Below are 17,492 nucleotides of genomic sequence, written 5' to 3' on the forward strand. Positions count from 1 at the left end.
ACCTCCCGCGACTTACGCCCCTCTTACCGGCCGACCAGTGCGCACGGCGACTCGACCACCCGCCGTGCGCCGAACCAGTGGGGCAACACGTACTCCCGGGGATGTTGGGGGAGTAGGGGGAAGATGTGCGCGATGTAGTGCACCGCCATCTGGGCAAGGTGGTGGCCGGTGCGGCCCTGGCGGTCGCCGGGACCGCCGTGATGATCGGGATCACCCTGCCGGGCACGGCCGGGGCGGACGAATCGGGAGGAGCGAGCGGCGGCGCGCAGGCCGCACAGCAAGGGGGGCAGGGGCCGGACGCGGTCCGGCCGGGCGTCGTGCAGCAGGCGCCCGCCGAGGGGAAGAAGGGCACGGGCCGCGACCCGCTGACCGGCGACGAGATGCGACGCGTCGAGAAGATCGCCCTGAACAAGCAGCTGCTGACCTCGGGCGAGAACGTCGACGGCGACCGCGGTCCGCAGCGTCTGAGCGTCGACCTCGCCGACCCCGAGGCGAACGAGCTGGACGATCCGGACGCGCCGCGCCGGGCGGAGGTGACCTTCTACGACTACAAGAGCGACACGCTCGTCACCAAGACGGTCGACCTGGAGAGCGGCAAGGTCGAACGGACCAGCAGCCAGCACGGCGTCCAGCCGCCGCTGAGCCGCGACGAGAACGCCGAGGCGGCCAGGCTGCTGATCGCGGACCCGCTGGGTGCGGGCCTCAAGGCGGACTACAAGGACGCCACCGGCCACGAGCTGACCTCCGCGGACCAGCTGCTGCTCAACGGCGCCGTCTACCGGGCCACCCCGGGCGGACAGCCCGCCGCGCTCGACAAGTGCGGCGAACACCGCTGCGTGCGGCTGTTCCCGAAGGTCAAGAACGGCCCGTGGATCGACGCCCGGTGGCTGATCGTCGACCTGAGCGCCCGCAAGGTCGCAGGGCTCGACCGCCGCTGAGTCCCGGCAGTCCGTTCGCTTTTCCAACTTGCATCTCCTGCAGGGGAGTCACGTCTTCATGCGCAAAGACAGAATCACGCGTGCCCGCACGCGGGCGGCCGTCGGCCTGACCGTCGCCGCACTGGCCGCCGGCGCCACGGCCGGCGCCGGACCGGCGGTCGCCCAGCCCAAGGCCGCCCGGCCCAAGGCAGCCCCCGCCGCTGCTGCCGACTGCAGTGCCGCCTACCGGATCGAGCAGAAACTCGCCACCGGCACCACCTGGCGGATGTGCTGGCGCTACGACAGCAAGGCCGGCCTCGTCCTGGAGAACGTCTCCTACCAGCCCAAGGGCGAGCCGAAGCCGATCAAGGTCCTCAACAGCGCCCGTCTCGCCCAGATCGACGTGCCCTACGACAACGGCAGCGTCGAGTACGACGACCTCACCGGGTTCGGCTTCGCCCAGGGACTGGTGGACCTGGCGCCGGGCGAGTGCCCCGGCGGCACCATCAAGACCGTCCGGGTCCCGGAGGCCTGGGACCCGCAGCACCAGGACGTCAAGGGCCTGTGCACGACCACCCGTTCGCGCGGCCACGCCTACCGCATGCAGGGGGACAGCGCGAACAAGGTCTTCCAGGCCCAGGGCAAGGACCTGCTCGTCTACACGGTCAACAAGGTCGGCTGGTACGAGTACATGACCGAGTGGCGCTTCCAGGACGACGGCACCGTCAACATGAACGTCGGCGCCACCGGCAGCCTCTCCTACGACGACTACGACGCCGGCGACGGCCGCGGCTGGCCCATCGGCAAGGGTGCCAAGGCCTACGCCACCAGCCACAGCCACAACGTCTTCTGGCGACTGGACTTCGGCCTCGACGGCTCGTCCAGGACCAAGGTCGAGCAGTACGACTCCGCCGTCACCGCCCCGGCCCACGGCCAGCAGGCGCCCACCAACAAGACCACCCGCACCAAGGTCACCAAGGAACTCGCGGGCGACTACAAGACCTACCGCTGGTGGCGGGTGGTCAGCGAGAGCGGCAAGAACAAGGACGGGCACGCGCGTTCGTACGAGATCGTGCCCGGCCCCACCACGAAGTACCCGGGCCGCAGCTTCACCAAGCACGACGTGTACTTCACCGAGTACAACACGTGCGAGCAGTTCGCCAGCAACAACCCCGGCGCCTGCCCGGCCGGAGCGGGCAAGTCCGTCGACAAGTGGGTCAACGGCCAGACGCTCACTCACCCGGTGGTCTGGATGAACGTCGGCTTCCATCACATCGCGCGGGACGAGGACCAGCAGCCCATGCCGATCCACTGGCAGGGCTTCGCCATCGCCCCGAGGGACGTCACCGCTATGAATCCGCTCACTCCGGATGCGCTGTCATGGCAGAACGGCCACTGGCGCCCTCGTAGTTGAGAAACCGACCTGTCGATCCGGCTGCACCGCCGACCGCTCCCGGAGTACCCTTCCTTGATCGTTGAGACGGGGAAGGCCCGGGGTGGCGGAAGGCGGTGCACGGGTGGGCTCGGGAGGCCTGGAGCTGCCCCCTGGTGACGAGGGTCACGAGGGGAGCTCCGCAGACGTCCCGCCCGGCGCGGTGTCCCTGGCCCGCCCGATGGACGCGGCGGGGTCCATCGGGCCGGAACTGGACTGGGACGCCGACGCCTGGCTCGAGGTGCGCATCCGTGCCCAGCGGGCGGGCCGGGCCTACATCTGGCTGAACCTCGTCGAACAGCGGCTGCGCGCCGTCGTGGCCGCCGTACTGCGCCCCATCTACGAACCCGTCCATGGCGACGAGTGGGTGGTGGCCGCGGCCGGACCCGCCGGGCAGGAGTGGGTGCAGCGCGCGGTCGCGGTACGCGAGGTCAGCCGCCGCAAGGGCTATCTGCTCGACCCGGCCGACGACAACGTGCTCAGCTTCCTCACCCTGCCGCAGCTGCGCGAGCTGATGGTGCAGCACTGGCCGTGCTTCGAGCCGTACTTCGACGAGCGCCGCGACCTCGAACTGGCCCTGGACGAGCTGGAGGTCACCCGCAACGTCGTCTCCCGCAACCGGGCCCTGTCCGAGGCCGTCCTGAACCAGGCCGAGCGGGCCTCGGCCCGGCTGCTGGAGATGCTCGGCGCGGGCGGTGACGTGCCCTCCGCGCGTCGGCTGCCCGTCGACGCGGTCGAGGACCTGGTCGGCGACCGGTACGCGGACGTGGTCGCCGTCCATGCCGACCGGGTGCGGCTGATGCGCCAGTTCCCGGCCGAGGACCTGTTCGGCGGCGCCCGCCGTCTCGACGCCATCGGCATCGGCCTCAATCTGCTCGTGCAGAACTTCTCCGGACGCCGCCTGGTCCGGCTCGCCGAGTCCGGCTGCCGGGTGCGGCTGCTCTTCCTCAACCCGGCTTCCAGTGCGGTCAAGCGCCGCGAGCGGGAACTCGGGATGAAGCGGGGCGAACTGAGCCGGTCGGTCGAGATGAACATCCTGCACATGCGCCGGGTGCGGTCCCGGCTGCGCGACCCCGGCGCCTTCGAGATCCAGGTCTACGACGAGACGCCCCGCTTCACCGCCTATCTCGTGGACGGGGACGGTGCCGACGGCATCGCCGTGGTGCAGTCCTATCTGCGCGGGGCGCGCGGGATGGAGTCGCCGGTGCTGGTGCTGCGCAACGGAAGCAAGGTGGTCAAGTCGGATGACGTGGGTGAAGTGGGACTCTTCCCGACGTACCGCGAGGAATTCGAGCTGGCCTGGGCGGATTCACGCCCGGTGTCCTGAACGGTCCACTCCGGTAAGCGGAACGCGGTCATCGGATTGTCAGTGCCGCGTGCGAGGGTGGAGGCCACTGGGGGAACGCACCACCAAGAAGGGGGGCCGCCCATGGGCTGGCACCGGGAGCTGCTGATCGGCTTCGACCTGGAGACGACCGGGACCGATCCGCGTGAGGCGCGCATCGTCACCGGCGCGGTGATCGAGGTCAGGGCCGGTGAGCCCATGGGGCGCCGGGAATGGCTGGCGGATCCGGGCGTGGAGATCCCGGCCGACGCGGTGGCCGTGCACGGGATCAGCAACGAACGCGCGGCGGCCGAGGGCCGTCCGGCCGACGAGGTGGCCGACGCCATCGCGGACGTGCTGGTCTCGTACTGGCACACGGGAGTGCCGGTCGTCGCCTACAACGCGGCCTTCGACCTCACCCTGCTCAACGCCGAACTGCGCCGGTACGGCCTGCCGTCCCTGGCCGACCGGCTCGGCGGCCCGGACCCGGCGCCGGTCGTCGACCCCTACACCATCGACCGCTGGGTCGACCGCTACCGCCGCGGCAAGCGGAATCTGGAGGCGGTCTGCGCCGAGTACGGCATAGTCCTCGACGCCGCCCACAACGCCTCGGCCGACGCCCTCGCCGCGGCCCGCCTCGCCTCCGCGATAGCCGACCGCCACCCGAAGATCGCGTCCCTGGCCCCGGCGGAGCTGCACCGCCGCCAGATCCAGTGGTATGCCGAGTGGGCGGCGGACTTCCAGGCGTTCCTGCGCCGCAAGGGGGACGCGACAGCGGTGGTCGACGGCCTGTGGCCGCTGCGCGAGCCCGCGGACCTGGCGGACGAGAAGGTCTGAGCCGAGCGGTCACACCGGCGCGGCGCGGCGCGGCGTTCGCGATGCGGGCCCCCGGCGGGCCGGCGAGTCTCGCGTGGTCGGCGCCGGCCGGACACGGCGAGCGGTCGGGACGGGCGGCGTTGAAGCGCGGCCGAGGCGTCGAGCCGGGAGATCAGGTGCTGGTGAGTGTCGTGCTCCGGTGGGGGAGGTCGTCCCCGTTCCTCTCGGGGGACGCGGCGGGTGCGACGTCCCCGGTGCTGTCGGTGCCCCTGGGGCCGAGGGCGGTCTGCGCGGTCCGGTGGGCGCGTTCCACGGCCTGGCCCCAGTACGTACCGGTGACCATCAGGGCCGCGCCCAGGGCGGTGAGCGGGGTGAGGTGTTCGCCGCCGAGGGCGATGCCCACCGCCGCGGCCCAGACGGGCTCGGTGCCCAGCAGCAGACTGGCCCGGCTCGCGGAGGTGCGCTGCACCGCCCAGGTTTGTGCGAGGAAGGCGAACACGCTGCAGAAGAGGGCGAGATAGACAAGCTGTGCCCAGGTCGCCGCACCGGCCCGGGCCAGTAGCGGAAGGTCGCGGGCGGCGGGTACGAGGAACAGGCCCGTGCCGACCAGGGTCTGCACCGCCGTCAGATGCAGCGGGCGGATCGCCCTGCCCGCGGTGAGCCGGCCGACGAGGGCCACGTGCAGCGCACGGACGCCGGCCGCGGCGAGCATCAGCAGGTCCCCGAGGCGCGGCGCGTGGAATCCGTCCGCGGACATGAGCAGACCCACGGCCAGGACACACACCGCGGCCGCGGCGAAGAAGGCGGGAGGCGGTCCGCCCCGGCGGCCGCCGCGGTCGAGGAGCGGGGTGAGCACGATGGTGAGGCTGATGATCAGACCCGCGTTGGCGGCCGTGGTGTGGGCGACGCCATAGGTCTCCACGACCAGGACCGCGGCCTGGGTGACCCCGAGCGGCAGCCCCGCGCGGACCTCGTCCCGGGTCCACCCGCGCGGTCCTCCCCGGGCGGCGACGAGAGCGAGGCAGGGGAGCGCGGCAAGGGCGTAGCGCGCGAACAGGACGAGGAGGACGGGCAGGGCGGCCACGGCCGTCTGGGCGGACAGATAACTGGAACCCCAGACCAGCGCGACGAGGAGGAGTACCGCATCGGTACGGCGGGCGTCGGTCACCCGCCCACGGTGCACCGCCGAGGTGTCTGAAGCCCAGAACCAACTTCTTAAACGATCTTTTAGCGGGCCTACATCGTCGACCTACACTGAGGATATGGACGAACGGCAGCTGCGGATCCTGCGGGAGCTGGGTGAGCTGGGCAGCGTCACCGCGGTCGCCGAGGCGCTGCTGGTCACGCCGTCGGCGATCTCGCAGCAGCTGCGGCTGCTGCAGCGCTCGATCCCCGTGCCGCTCACCGAACGGCACGGGCGGCGCCTGGTGCTCACCGACGCCGGGCAGGCGCTGGCGGACGCGGCCGTCGAAGTGGAGTCGGCGCTGGCCCGGGCCCGGCACGCGGTCGAGGAGTTCGTCGGCAGGCCGGACGGCGAGGTGTCCGTGGCGGCGTTCCACAGTGCGGGCTCGGCGTTCTTCCCGCTGCTGCTGCGCGGCCTGTCCGGCCCGGACGCGCCGACGGTGGCGCTCGCCGACGAGGACGTACCGCAGGAGGACTTCCCGCGGCTGACCCGCGCCTACGACCTCGTCCTCGCCCACCGCCTGGACCACGCCCCGCCCTGGCCGCGCACGGTGACCGTGACCACCCTGCTGCACGAGCCGCTCGACGTGGCGATGCCGGCCGGGCATCCGCTCGCCGCCAAGCGGCGGGTGACGCCGCGCGACGTCGCCGACCAGCCGTGGATCACCGTGCACGACGGGTTCCCGGTCATGGCCACCATCGAGGCCATCGCCGCGGCCGCCGGCCGGCGGCTCCGCCTGGTCCATCGCATCAACGAGTTCGCGGTGGTCGCCGAGGCCGTCGCCGCGGGAGGCGGGATCGCGCTGATGCCGCGCTTCACCATGCGCCGGCATCCCGCGCTGGTCCTGCGGCCGCTCAGCGGTGTCCAGGCCACACGGCACATCGACGTCCTGTGCCGCCCCGAGCGCACGGCGAGAAAGGCGGTCCGCACGGTCCTGACGGAACTGGGGCGAGCGGCACGAACGATCCAGGGCGAGGCGACTGCCTGAGGCCCGCGGGGCCGTGTTCGGCATGGGGCTTCGCCGCGTGGGCGCGACCGGCCGCGGACGACCCGCAGTCGCGGCAGCCGGCCCACCCCCTCCGGCAGGCGCTCAGAACGGATACCACCGCACCGTCTCGTCCCCCTCCCGCAGGGATGCCACCCGCCGCCCGAACTCGGCCAGGGCCTCGGGGTTGCTCGGCGCATGCTGGGCCACCCAGGCGCAGCTGGCCGTCTCGCGGGCACCGCGCAGCACCGAGCAGCCCTCCCACTCCCGCACGTCCCAGCCGTAGGCCCCGGTGAAGGAGTCGTACGCCTCGCCCGGCAGGCCGTAGCGGTCGCGGGAGAGGGCCATGACCACGAGGTCGTGCTCGCGCAGGTCGGCGGAGAAGGTCTCCAGGTCGACCAGGACCGGGCCCTCGGGGCCGACGTGCACATTACGGGGCAGCGCGTCGCCGTGGATCGGGCCCGGTGTCAGATGCGGCGTCAGCGCGGCCGCGGCCGCCGCGAAGCCGTCCCGGCGCTCGCGCAGATAGGCCGCGTCCTCGGGGGCGATCGCCTCGCCCGCGAGCCGCAGCCAGCGCTCCACACCGCCGAGCAGCTCGCGGGGCGGGAGGGAGAAAGGGGGAGAGGGGAGTGCGTGCACGATCCGCAGCAACTGCGCCAGATCCCGGGGCTCGGCCTGTCGCACCGGCTCGGGCAGCCGGTGCCACACGGTCACCGGGTGCCCCTCGACCAACAGCGGCTTCGGCTCGGCCGCCCGCACCGCCGGCACCTGCGCCTCGGCCAGCCAGCCGGCGATGTCCAGCTCCCGCCGGGCCCGCTCCAGCAGTTCGGCGTCACGGCCCACCTTGACCACGAGGTCGCCGGCGGCGAACACCGCGTTCTCGCCGAGGGCGAGGAGCCGTGCGTCCGGCGCCGCGTCCGGCAGCACCTTCGCCGCGGCCAGTACGTCCCGCGCCCGCGCCTCGTCCATCGTCCGCCTCCGTGCCGTTCGTACCGTGGCCTGCCTGTCCGGTCTCCGGCCAGTCTCGCATTCGCACAGGTCGGACCGTGTGCGCGGCCTCTTGACGAGGTTTCACGCCTTCACGACCATGAACACGCCAACCGGACATGGCAAAGGGGCTGATTCCGTGGCATCGGTTGCCGACACGAGACGACCGGCCGGACCCGCCGCCGGACATACGGCAGGATCCCCTGCCGGTCACGGCGCCTGGTTCCTGGTCCTGCCCGCCCTGATCCCGATCCTCGTGCTGAGCGTGGGCCCGCTGCTGTACGGCATCCTGCTGGCCTTCACCGACGCCCAGTCCGGGCGCACCGCGGCCACCCGCTGGATCGGCGCCCTCAACTTCCGGGACCTGCTGCACGACACGCTGTTCTGGGAGTCGTTCCGGATCGGGCTGGTGTGGGCGGTCGGTGTGACCGTGCCCCAGTTCCTGCTCGCCCTCGGCCTCGCCCTCCTGCTCCACCAGGAGTTACGGCTGCGCGGGCTCGCCCGCGCCCTCGCGATCCTCCCGTGGGCCATGCCCGAGGTCGTCGTCGGCATCATGTGGCGGCTGGTCTACAACCCGGACGCCGGGGTCCTCAACGAGACCTTGCACGACCTGAGCCTCGGAGACGGGCGGGACTGGCTGAGCGGACTGGCCACCGCACTGCCCGCCGTCGTCGTCGTAGGCATCTGGGCGGGCCTGCCGCAGACCACGGTCGCCCTGCTCGCCGGGCTGCAGAACACCCCGCGCGAACTGCACGAGGCGGCCGCGGTGGACGGCGCGGGTGCCTGGCGCCGCTTCCGCACGGTCACCTGGCCCGCCCTGCGGCCCGTGGCCCTCGCGATCACCGCGCTCCAGCTGATCTGGAACCTCAACTCCTTCGCCCTGGTGTACGTGCTCACGAACGGCGGGCCCGGCGGAAAGACCCGGCTGCCCATGCTGTTCGCCTACGAAGAGGCCTTCCGCTACGGCCAGTTCGGCTATGCGGCGGCGATGGGATGCGTGCTGGTCGCGGTGGTCTCGGTCCTCCTCGCGGTGTTCCTGGCCGGCCGGCTGCGGGGCGGTGAGGACGCATGAGGACCCGCCCCGCGGCACGCGCCGGCCAGTACGCCGCTCTGCTCGCCTACCTCGCCCTTCTGGCCTTCCCGTTCCTGTGGCTGCTGTCCACCGCGTTCAAGTCGCCCCGCGAACTGGGCAGCCTCCATCCCGCCTGGATCCCCCGCCACCCCACGCTGGACAACTTCCGCAAGGCCTTCGACGAGCAGCCGCTGCTGCACGCCGCGCTCAACTCCCTGCTCGTGGCACTCGGAGCGGCCGTGGTCGCCGTACTGCTCGCGACGCCGATGGCGTACGTCATGGCCCGGCACCGGTCGTGGCTGTCCCGGGCGGCGACCGGATGGGTGGTGGTCAGCCAGGCGTTCCCCTTCGTGCTGGTGATCATCCCGCTGTTCCTGGTGCTGAAGCACCTGCGGGCGATCGACTCCCTGCCCGGCCTGGTCATGGTGTACGTGGTGTGGTCGCTGCCGTTCGCGCTGTGGATGCTCGTCGGCCACGTCCGGGCCGTACCCGCCGAACTGGAAGAGGCGGCGGCCGTCGACGGGGCCGGGCGGCTGCGGACCCTGGTGTCGGTGACGGCGCCGCTGCTCGCGCCGGGGATCGCGGCGACGGCGCTGTTCGCCTTCGTCACCGCGTGGAACGAGTTCTTCTTCGCGCTGGTGCTGCTCAAGAGCCCCGGCAGGCAGACCCTCCCGGTGGTCCTCACCCACTTCATCGGCGCCGAGGGCGTCACCGACCTCGGTCCGCTGGCCGCGGCGGCGTTCCTCGCCACCCTGCCCTCCCTGCTCGTGTTCGCCCTCGTCCAGCGGCGGATCACGGGCGGACTGCTCGCCGGGGCGGTGAAGAGCTGATGCGGACCAGGGCCGTCACGGCAGCCGTCGTCCTCCTCCTGCTCCTTGCGGGCTGCTCGTCGGGGAGCGGATGGCACGGCGGCCCGATCACCCTGCGCTTCCAGTCCCTGGCCTGGCAGCAGGAGTCCGTCGCCGCCAACCGGGACCTGGTGAGGGAGTGGAACGCGACCCACTCGGAGGTCAAGGTCGAGTATGTGCAGGGGAGTTGGGGCAGCGTCCATGACCAGCTGCTCACCTCCTTCGAGGGCGGCGAGGCGCCCGACATCATCCACGACGCCTCCGACGACCTCGCCGACTTCGCCTACGGCGGCTACCTCGCGGACCTCACCGGCCTGCTGTCCGCCCGGCTCCGGTCCGACATCCCGCGGCGCAGCTGGCGGACGACGGCCTTCGGGGACGGGATCTACGGCGTGCCCTTCCTCCAGGAGCCCCGCGTTCTGATCGCCAACTCCACCTGGCTGCGCACGGCGGGGGTGCGCACACCGACACCCGAGCACCCCTGGAGCTGGGCGGAGTTCCGGCGGATCACCGCGCGGCTCGGCGGCGACGGAAGGTACGGCGTGGCGTGGCCGCTGAAGGAACCCGTCTCCGCCACGCTCAACCTCGCGCTGTCGGCGGGCGGGCAGCTCTTCCACCGGGGCGCAGACGGCAAGGTGGCCGTCCGCTTCGAGGCCGGTGACGCGGTCGTGCCCCGCACCGTCCACGACCAGGTCACCACCGACCGCAGTGCCCCCGTCTCGACGCTGGGCAGCGGCGGATCGGACACGCTGCCCGGCTTCTTCGGCGGCCGCTACGCGATGGTGCCCCTCGGCTTCTCCTACCGGCAGCAGATCGTGCAGCAGGCCCCGAGAGGCTTCGACTGGGAGGTGCTGCCCGCGCCCGCGGGCGCCGGCGGGCTCACCCAGGGCGTCAGTCCGCAGACCCTGTCCGTCGCCGCCGACTGCCCGCACAAGAGGGAGGCCGCCGCGTTCATCGACTTCCTGCTGCGGCCGGCGAACATGGTCCGCCTCGCCCTCGGCGACTGGATGCTGCCCACCGGCACCCAGGCCCTGAGGGACCCCGCCCTGCACACCGCCGAGAACGGCTGGGCCGTCGGCACCGCCCTGGCGGCCCACCTCCGCCCGGCGCCCGCCCAGTCCGTGCGCGGCTATCCGGAGTGGAAGGACAAGGTCGCCACCCCGGCCTTCCAGGAGTACTACAGCGGCTCGATCGGCCTGTCCGACCTGCGCAGACGCCTGGAGGTGGACGGGAACCGGGTGCTGGCGAGGTACCAGCGGTGACGGTGCGCGCCGGAAAATCCATTGAGCGAGACGACCCGTCTCGTCTAGCCTCGTGGGTATGACTACCCGACGCGACCCTGCCCATATCGCCATGTTCTCCATCGCCGCCCACGGCCATGTGAACCCCAGCCTCGAGGTGATCCGTGAACTGGTCGCCCGGGGCCACCGGGTCACGTACGGCATCCCGCCGGCCTTCGCCGGGAAGGTGGCCGCGACGGGCGCCCTGCCCGTCCCCTACACCAGCACGCTGCCCGGACCCGACGCCGACCCGGAGGCCTGGGGGAGCACCCTGCTGGACAACGTGGAACCCTTCCTGGACGACGCGATCCAGGCCCTTCCACAGCTGATCCGGGCCTACGCCGGTGACGAGCCCGATCTCGTCCTGCACGACATCGCCTCCTACCCGGCCCGCGTCCTCGCGCACCGCTGGGGCGTCCCGGCGATCTCCCTCTCGCCGAACCTCGTCGCCTGGGACGGCTACGAGGAGGAGGTCACCGAACCGATGTGGGCGGAGCCGAGGAAGACCGAGCGCGGGCGGGCCTACTACGCCCGCTTCGAGGCCTGGCTGGCGGAGAACGGGATCACCCAGCACCCGGATCCCTTCGCGGGCCGGCCCGCCCGCTCCCTCGTGCTCATCCCGAAGGCGCTCCAGCCGCATGCCGACCGGGTCGACGAGCGGGTCCACACCTTCGTCGGCGCCTGCCAGGGCGACCGAGCCGACCAGGGCGACTGGCAGCGCCCGGCCGGGGCCGAGAAGGTGGTCCTGGTCTCCCTCGGCTCGGCCTTCACCAAACAGCCCGGCTTCTACCGCGCGTGCCTGCGCGCCTTCGGCGACCTGCCCGGCTGGCACCTGGTCCTCCAGATCGGCAGGCATGTGGACCCCGCCGAGCTGGGCGACGTACCGGCAAACGTCGAAGTGCACAGCTGGGTGCCGCAGTTGGCCGTCCTGCGGCAGGCCGACCTGTTCGTCACGCACGCCGGTGCGGGCGGCAGTCAGGAAGGGCTGGCGACCGCCACGCCGATGATCGCCGTACCGCAGGCCGTCGACCAGTTCGGCAACGCCGACATGCTCCAGTCCCTCGGTGTCGCCCGGCGATTGCCCACCGAGGAGGCCACCGCCGACAGTCTGCGCGAGGCCGCCCTCGCCCTGACCGGCGACCCGGAGGTGGCCCGGCGCCTGAAGGAGATCCGGGCGGCGATGGCCGAGGAGGGCGGCACCCGCCGGGCGGCCGATCTGATCGAGGCGGAACTGCCGGGAGGCGGCCACGAGTAGCGGAAACGGGCGGGGCCCGCCGCTCTCCCGGGGGAGACCGACGGGCCCTGTGTCCGCGAGCGCCATGTGCCGCACACGGCAGAGGTGCCGCTCCGCAGGTGTGGAACCAGGTTTGTGGAACCAGGTGTACGGAACCGTACCGGAACCGCACCCACGGAATCAGACGCTCAGCCGCTCGCCCTCGCCGCGCACGGGGGTCGTCGGGGCCGGCTCCGGCGACTCGTCGTGGGTGAGGTCCGGCAGCCGGTGCAGCCACTTCGGCAGGTACCAGTTGCGCTCGCCGAGCAGTGCCATCACGGCCGGCAGCAGCACTCCGCGGATGACCGTCGCGTCGATGAGGACCGCGGCGGCCAGGCCCACGCCCATCTGCTTCATGGACTGCATGGACAGCGTGCCGAAGATCGCGAACACGGCGACCATGATGACGGCCGCGCTGGTGACGACACCGGCCGTGGTGACCACCCCGTGCTCGATGGCGTCCCGCGTCGTACGGCCGCGCATCCGCGCCTCGCGGATCCGGGAGACCACGAACACGTGGTAGTCCATGGACAGGCCGAACAGGATCACGAACAGGAACAGCGGCAGCCAGGTGACGATCGCGCCGACGCCCTCGGCGCCCACCAGCGAGGCCCCCCAGCCGTGCTGGAAGACCGCCACGAGGATGCCGTAGGCGGCGCCCACCGAGAGCAGGTTGAGCAGGATGGAGGTGATCGCCACCGTCAGCGAGCGGAACGACAGCAGCATCAGCAGGAAGGCGAAGACGACCACGAACGCGAAGACCGGGACGACGGAACCGAGCAGCTGGTCGTTGAAGTCGTGGCTGCCCGCGACCTGTCCGGCGATGGGTGCCTCGACGCCCTCGACCTTGCCGAGGGTGGCCGGCCGGACCGTGTCGCGCAGCGTTTCCAGGCTCTTGACGGCCTTGTCCATGTCCGAGCCGCCGACCAGCGGCACGGAGACCACGGCCACGTTCTGCGCGGCGTGCAGCTTGACGTCGACCGGGCCGCGCGAGGCGCCCGAGGAGATCGCCTGCTCACGGAATTCGGACAGCGCCTTGCGCACCTCGGGCGCGTTGATGTCCTTGGCCTTGACGACCACCTGGGCCGGCTCGGAGCCGCCCGGGAACGCCTCGTTGATCCGGTCGTAGGTCTGCACCATCGGCAGTGAGTTGCCGAACTCCTGGTCCAGTGTGAGCTGCTGCGTCTTCATGCCCAGGGCGGGCGCGGCCACCGCCAGCAGCGCACCGACCGCCACGACCACGGAGACCAGCGGCCTGGCCAGCACGCCCCGCAGCACGGCGGTCCAGAACCGGCTCCCGCTGTCCGGGGCGCGCCGCTGCCTGCGGCTGAGGAACGGGATGCGGCCCTTGTCGACCCGCTCGCCCAGCAGCGACAGCAGCGCGGGCAGCACCGTCACGGAGCCGACCATGGCGACGGCCACCACCATCATCGAGGCCAGGCCCATCGCCTCGAAGGTGGCCAGACCGGTGAACAGCATGCCCGCCATCGCCACGCACACCGTGACACCGGAGACGATGACCGCACGGCCGCTGGTGGCGGCGGCGATCCGCAGCGCGGTGCCCGCATCCCGCCCGGCGGCCCGCTCCTCGCGCTCCCGGCGCAGGTAGAACAGGCAGTAGTCGACGCCGACCGCCATACCGACCAGGAGCATCACGGAGTTGGCGGTGTCGCTCATCGGCTGCAGATGGCTGACGAGGCCCATCAGGCCCATCGTCGCCATGATCGCGGTGATCGCCAGACCCACCGGAAGCAGCGCGGCCACGAGCGCGCCGAAGGCGATCAGCAGGATGCCGAGGGCCACCGGCACCGCCGAGTACTCGGCCTGCTGGAAGTCGTTGCCGAAGGCGTCCTTGTACTGCTTGGTCATGCTGGCGCCGCCGAGCTCCTCGATCCGCAGCGAGCCGTGCGCCTTCTGCGCCCCGGCCACGGCGTCGATCACCGGCTGGACCCTGTCGTAGGCGGTGTCCGCGTCGCCCCGCATGTCGAACTGCACCAGCGCGCTGCGGCCGTCCCGGGAGATGGCGTGGCTGTCGTAGGGCGAGGTCACCCCCGTGACCCTGCCGGTGCCCTCGACGGCCTTGACGACGTCCGCGACGGCGGCGCGGAACTCACCGCTCGTGACCTTCGCGGAGCCGTCCCTGGACTGGATCAGGACGCTCTCCGCGGCCGGCTCCTTGATGCCCGCGTCGTCGATGATCCGTGCCGCGGTGTGCGTCTCGCCCTTGAGCTGGTCGTTCTCGTCCACGTTGACCCGGCCAGCGGCCGAGCCGAGTCCCAGGGCGAGGACGACGAACAGCACCCATATGCCGACGGCCGCCCAGCGGTGCCGGGCGCTCCAGCCGCCGGCGCGCGCGGCCAGGCCCCGCACCCGCACGTCCGTGTTCCCCATGACGGGCCATCCCCCTCGTGTGCGGTGACGGCCCCCTGCCGCCACGTCTTCGCTTGCTCTGCATCGACGGTATGGGCCGGACAAGGACGTCACCTCGTACTGCCCGGTGAACTACGAGGGCCCCGGCTCACCATGGGGGAGGACGACGGGCCCTTACATCTATCGGTGGTTCTCGGGGACGGTTCTCGGGGCCGGCGGCCGGGGTGGCACATGGGATGTCCGATCCGCCGACAGAGATCCACTTTGTGATTAAGAAAGGTTGTTGAACAAATCACAGCTGCGTGTAGGAGTTGATCCGCGCCCTTCCGATCAGCCAGAGTTTCGCGCAACCCGGCGCGCCCGGGTACGGCCGTCGTGCCCGCCCCCACGGGGCACGACGGCCGTTCTAAGGTGGCCGGATGACGACCTATGCGGCGCTGCTGCGCGGAATCAACGTCGGCGGCAGCAAGAAGCTCCCGATGGCCGACCTGCGCACGCTCATGGCAGGGCTCGGCCACGGCGGCGTACGGACCCATCTCCAGAGCGGCCAGGCCGTGTTCACCACCGACCGTGGTGACGAGGAGTCCCTGGCCGCCGAGCTGTCGCAGGCGATCGAGGAGCGGTTCGGCTTCCCGGTCGACGTGCTCGTGCGCGACCACGCCTACCTGAAGGCGGTGGCCGACACCTGTCCGTTCCCCGCAGCCGACCTCGCCGCCAAGCAGCTGCACGTCACCTACTTCTCCGCGCCCGTCACCGCTCAGCGCTACGCGGAGATCGACCCCGAGGCCCACCTCCCCGAGGAGTTCCGCCTCGGCGACCGCTGCCTCTACCTGTACGCCCCGGAAGGCCTCGGCCGCTCCAAGCTCGCCGAGGCACTGTCCCGGCCGCGGATCACCAAGGGCGTCACCGCCACCACCCGGAACTGGAACACCGTGGTCAAACTGGTGGAGTTGACCGCTCCGCAGGGGTGACGGGAGCGGCGGGCCGACGCCACCGGCGGGTGTGCGAGGCTCTGCCCATGCGCTACATCATCATCGGGGCGGGGGCGGTCGGCGGCACCGTCGGCGGGCGGCTGGCCCAGGCCGGGCGCGAGGTCGTGCTCGTCGCCCGCGGACGGCATCTGACGGCGCTCGGCGAGCACGGGCTGCGGCTGCGGGTGCCGGAGGGAGAACTGACGCACCGGCTGCCCGCCGTCGAGGGACCGGAACCGCTCGGCGAACTGCGCGCCGACGACGTCCTGGTCCTGGCCGTGAAGACCCAGGACACCGTGGCCGCCCTGGAACGCTGGGGCCGGGCGCCGGTGGCGGGCGGCGGGACCGCGGCGCAGCGGCTGCCGCTGGTGTGCCTGCAGAACGGGGTGGAGAGCCCGCGGCTCGCACTGCGCCGCTTCCGGCACGTGTACGGCGTCTGCGTCTGGCTGCCCTCGACCTTCGTGGAACCCGGCATCGTCTCCGCGGCGGGCAGCCCGCTCACCGGCATCCTGCACCTGGGCCGGTATCCGCACGGCACCGACGACACCGCCCGGCACATCGCCGCCGACCTGGAGGCCGCCCGCTTCGAGGCACCGGTCGTGCCGGACGTGTCCCGCTGGCAGTACGCCAAACTGCTCCACAACCTCGGCACCGCCCTGGAAGCGCTGAGCGGGCCCGTCGACGGCGCGCAGGGCCGGGCGCTGCAAGCGAGCGTGCGGGCCGAGGGGGAAGCCGTGCTCGACGCCGCCCGGATCGCCCGCGCGAGCGCCGAGGAGCAGAAGGAGGCGCGCGGCGACAAGGTCACCCTCGTCCCGCTCGACGGGGCTCCGCGCGGCGGCTCCTCCTGGCAGTCGCTGGCGCGGGGCACCGGAACCATCGAGGCCGACTACCTCAACGGCGAGATCGTCCTCCTCGGCCGCCTGCACGGCGTACCGACCCCGCTCAACGAGCTGCTGCAGCACCTGGCCGGCCGGTTCGCACGGGAACACCGCCCGGCGGGCTCCCTGCCGGTCGCGGAGCTGGAACGCCTGGCCGACCGGGCGGTGCGGGAAGCCGGGGGGCCCAGCCTCCGGAGCCCCGAAGTGGATCAGTGAGACCGGAGGGGATTGGGCCGGGATCCGGCGCGGTCGACCGACTAGCGTCACCATCATGACGACGCCCGCCGGTCACGGCCGTACCACCGCCCCTGCTCCCGACACCCGGGTCGACTTCTACTTCGACCCGGCCTGCCCCTTCGCCTGGATCACCTCCCGCTGGCTGCTGGAGGTCGAGCGTGAGCGCCCGCTCGACCTCCGCTTCCATGTCATGAGCCTGTACCTGCACAACACCGGAAACGAACTCCCCGACTGGTACCGCGACTTGGTCGACCGGTCGATCGGCCCGGTGCGGGTCGCCGTGGCCGCCGCCGAACGGCACGGCGCCCCGGTGCTGCGCGGCCTCTACAGCGCGTTCGGCACCCGGATCCACGAGCGGGGGATCAAGGACTTCGACACGGTGGTCGCCGAGTCCCTCGCCGAACTCGGGCTCCCCGCGGGCCTCGCGGCCGCCGCCCACGACCCGTCGTACGACGAGGCGCTGCGCCGCAGCCACGACACGGGCGCCGAGCCGGAGTCGGGCGGCTATGTGGGCACGCCGACGATCCACGTCGACGGCACGGTGTGGTTCGGCCCGGTCCTGCGGGCGATTCCGCGCGGCGCCGAGGCGGCGGAACTCTTCGACAGCTTCAGGGTGCTGGCCCGCCACCCCGACCTCTTCGAACTCAAGCGCACCCGCACCGGGGCGCTCCGCTTCGACTGATCCGACGAACCGGGCCGACCCGGAGCAGGGGAGCCGCCCGGATGTCAAGTTCCGCACGACGCACGAAGATTGGCTGATAAGCATCCCTCGGGTGCGCGCGTCGTCCTGCGGCAGTGACACCTGTGCCGGAACTGGCGCAGTAGCAAGAGCCGACCGCGGTCCGACGTCACAGGGGAGCGCCGGACCGCGGGGCCCCGGCTCGCCGGAACCCCGCGACAAACTCCCCAGGTTGTCCCT

At 72.1% G+C, this 17,492-nt stretch carries 15 protein-coding genes; 12 read left to right on the forward strand and 3 right to left on the reverse strand.

The genetic code is table 11. From position 1 onward, the window contains the following. Positions 1-125 precede the first annotated feature (125 nt). The 4 genes from AB0H32_RS13720 to AB0H32_RS13735 all read left to right on the forward strand — a co-directional run bounded on the left by AB0H32_RS13720 (position 126) and on the right by AB0H32_RS13735 (position 4,510). Positions 126-938, forward strand: a complete 813-nt coding sequence (locus AB0H32_RS13720) for a Tat pathway signal sequence domain protein (RefSeq protein ID WP_361119020.1) — start codon at positions 126-128, stop codon at positions 936-938. Positions 939-996: 58 nt separating this feature from the next. Beyond that, positions 997-2,331 carry a copper amine oxidase gene (locus AB0H32_RS13725; protein WP_361119021.1) on the forward strand — a complete coding sequence of 445 codons (1,335 nt, stop codon included), beginning with the start codon at positions 997-999 and terminating at the stop codon, positions 2,329-2,331. Between the two features lie 103 nt (positions 2,332-2,434). Further along, positions 2,435-3,676 (forward strand): SAV2148 family HEPN domain-containing protein, encoded by a 1,242-nt coding sequence (locus AB0H32_RS13730; RefSeq protein ID WP_361119089.1) that lies wholly within the window; start codon positions 2,435-2,437, stop codon positions 3,674-3,676. A gap of 102 nt (positions 3,677-3,778) precedes the next feature. Then, a complete protein-coding gene (locus AB0H32_RS13735) occupies positions 3,779-4,510 on the forward strand; it encodes a 3'-5' exonuclease (protein WP_361119023.1) in 732 nt (243 codons plus the stop codon). Positions 4,511-4,661: 151 nt separating this feature from the next. Here the strand turns inward: AB0H32_RS13735 and AB0H32_RS13740 are convergent, their stop codons facing one another. Further along, on the reverse strand, positions 4,662-5,657 hold the full coding sequence (locus tag AB0H32_RS13740; RefSeq protein ID WP_361119025.1) for a DMT family transporter: 996 nt from the start codon (positions 5,655-5,657) through the stop codon (positions 4,662-4,664). A gap of 94 nt (positions 5,658-5,751) precedes the next feature. Between AB0H32_RS13740 and AB0H32_RS13745 the strand changes: the two genes are divergently transcribed. Further along, positions 5,752-6,660, forward strand: a complete 909-nt coding sequence (locus tag AB0H32_RS13745) for a LysR family transcriptional regulator (RefSeq protein ID WP_361119027.1) — start codon at positions 5,752-5,754, stop codon at positions 6,658-6,660. A gap of 102 nt (positions 6,661-6,762) precedes the next feature. Here the strand turns inward: AB0H32_RS13745 and AB0H32_RS13750 are convergent, their stop codons facing one another. Further along, entirely contained in the window at positions 6,763-7,626 is an 864-nt protein-coding gene (locus tag AB0H32_RS13750) for an aminoglycoside phosphotransferase family protein (protein ID WP_361119029.1), read from the reverse strand. A 157-nt stretch (positions 7,627-7,783) separates the two neighbouring features. Between AB0H32_RS13750 and AB0H32_RS13755 the strand changes: the two genes are divergently transcribed. The 4 genes from AB0H32_RS13755 to mgt are packed head-to-tail and all read left to right on the forward strand — an operon-like array spanning position 7,784 to position 12,099. Then, positions 7,784-8,716, forward strand: coding sequence for a sugar ABC transporter permease (locus tag AB0H32_RS13755; RefSeq protein ID WP_361119031.1), 933 nt, complete (start codon positions 7,784-7,786; stop codon positions 8,714-8,716). Next, positions 8,713-9,546 (forward strand): carbohydrate ABC transporter permease, encoded by an 834-nt coding sequence (locus AB0H32_RS13760; RefSeq protein ID WP_361119033.1) that lies wholly within the window; start codon positions 8,713-8,715, stop codon positions 9,544-9,546. The genes AB0H32_RS13755 and AB0H32_RS13760 overlap by 4 nt, the downstream gene beginning before the upstream one ends. Beyond that, positions 9,546-10,826 carry an extracellular solute-binding protein gene (locus tag AB0H32_RS13765; protein ID WP_361119035.1) on the forward strand — a complete coding sequence of 427 codons (1,281 nt, stop codon included), beginning with the start codon at positions 9,546-9,548 and terminating at the stop codon, positions 10,824-10,826. The genes AB0H32_RS13760 and AB0H32_RS13765 overlap by 1 nt, the downstream gene beginning before the upstream one ends. A gap of 58 nt (positions 10,827-10,884) precedes the next feature. Then, positions 10,885-12,099, forward strand: coding sequence for a macrolide-inactivating glycosyltransferase (gene mgt / locus AB0H32_RS13770; RefSeq protein WP_361119037.1), 1,215 nt, complete (start codon positions 10,885-10,887; stop codon positions 12,097-12,099). Between the two features lie 159 nt (positions 12,100-12,258). On the opposite strand, the gene AB0H32_RS13775 is transcribed toward mgt, so the two are convergent. After that, entirely contained in the window at positions 12,259-14,508 is a 2,250-nt protein-coding gene (locus AB0H32_RS13775) for an MMPL family transporter (protein ID WP_361119039.1), read from the reverse strand. Positions 14,509-14,906: 398 nt separating this feature from the next. Between AB0H32_RS13775 and AB0H32_RS13780 the strand changes: the two genes are divergently transcribed. Genes AB0H32_RS13780 through AB0H32_RS13790 form a run of 3 tightly spaced genes read left to right on the forward strand, consistent with a single transcriptional unit; the run spans position 14,907 to position 17,255 of the window. Beyond that, a complete protein-coding gene (locus tag AB0H32_RS13780) occupies positions 14,907-15,458 on the forward strand; it encodes a DUF1697 domain-containing protein (protein ID WP_361119041.1) in 552 nt (183 codons plus the stop codon). 47 nt (positions 15,459-15,505) lie between these two features. Further along, positions 15,506-16,552: a 2-dehydropantoate 2-reductase N-terminal domain-containing protein gene (locus AB0H32_RS13785; protein ID WP_361119043.1), complete on the forward strand. Its 1,047-nt coding sequence runs from the start codon at positions 15,506-15,508 to the stop codon at positions 16,550-16,552. A gap of 55 nt (positions 16,553-16,607) precedes the next feature. After that, entirely contained in the window at positions 16,608-17,255 is a 648-nt protein-coding gene (locus tag AB0H32_RS13790) for a DsbA family protein (protein ID WP_361119045.1), read from the forward strand. Positions 17,256-17,492: the final 237 nt, after the last annotated feature.

The organism is Streptomyces sp. NPDC020362 (assembly GCF_040642095.1).
GTDB lineage: Bacteria > Actinomycetota > Actinomycetes > Streptomycetales > Streptomycetaceae > Streptomyces.

What these genes read in the sequence shown, in the direction of transcription:
- AB0H32_RS13725 (WP_361119021.1), top strand. Translation starts at nt 997, where the DNA reads ATGCGCAAAGACAGAATCACGCGTGCCCGCACGCGGGCGGCCGTCGGC.
- AB0H32_RS13735 (WP_361119023.1), top strand. Translation starts at nt 3,779, where the DNA reads ATGGGCTGGCACCGGGAGCTGCTGATCGGCTTCGACCTGGAGACGACC.
- AB0H32_RS13745 (WP_361119027.1), top strand. Translation starts at nt 5,752, where the DNA reads ATGGACGAACGGCAGCTGCGGATCCTGCGGGAGCTGGGTGAGCTGGGC.
- AB0H32_RS13750 (WP_361119029.1), bottom strand. Translation starts at nt 7,626, where the DNA reads ATGGACGAGGCGCGGGCGCGGGACGTACTGGCCGCGGCGAAGGTGCTG.
- AB0H32_RS13760 (WP_361119033.1), top strand. Translation starts at nt 8,713, where the DNA reads ATGAGGACCCGCCCCGCGGCACGCGCCGGCCAGTACGCCGCTCTGCTC.
- AB0H32_RS13765 (WP_361119035.1), top strand. Translation starts at nt 9,546, where the DNA reads ATGCGGACCAGGGCCGTCACGGCAGCCGTCGTCCTCCTCCTGCTCCTT.
- mgt (WP_361119037.1), top strand. Translation starts at nt 10,885, where the DNA reads ATGACTACCCGACGCGACCCTGCCCATATCGCCATGTTCTCCATCGCC.
- AB0H32_RS13775 (WP_361119039.1), bottom strand. Translation starts at nt 14,508, where the DNA reads ATGGGGAACACGGACGTGCGGGTGCGGGGCCTGGCCGCGCGCGCCGGC.
- AB0H32_RS13780 (WP_361119041.1), top strand. Translation starts at nt 14,907, where the DNA reads ATGACGACCTATGCGGCGCTGCTGCGCGGAATCAACGTCGGCGGCAGC.
- AB0H32_RS13785 (WP_361119043.1), top strand. Translation starts at nt 15,506, where the DNA reads ATGCGCTACATCATCATCGGGGCGGGGGCGGTCGGCGGCACCGTCGGC.
- AB0H32_RS13790 (WP_361119045.1), top strand. Translation starts at nt 16,608, where the DNA reads ATGACGACGCCCGCCGGTCACGGCCGTACCACCGCCCCTGCTCCCGAC.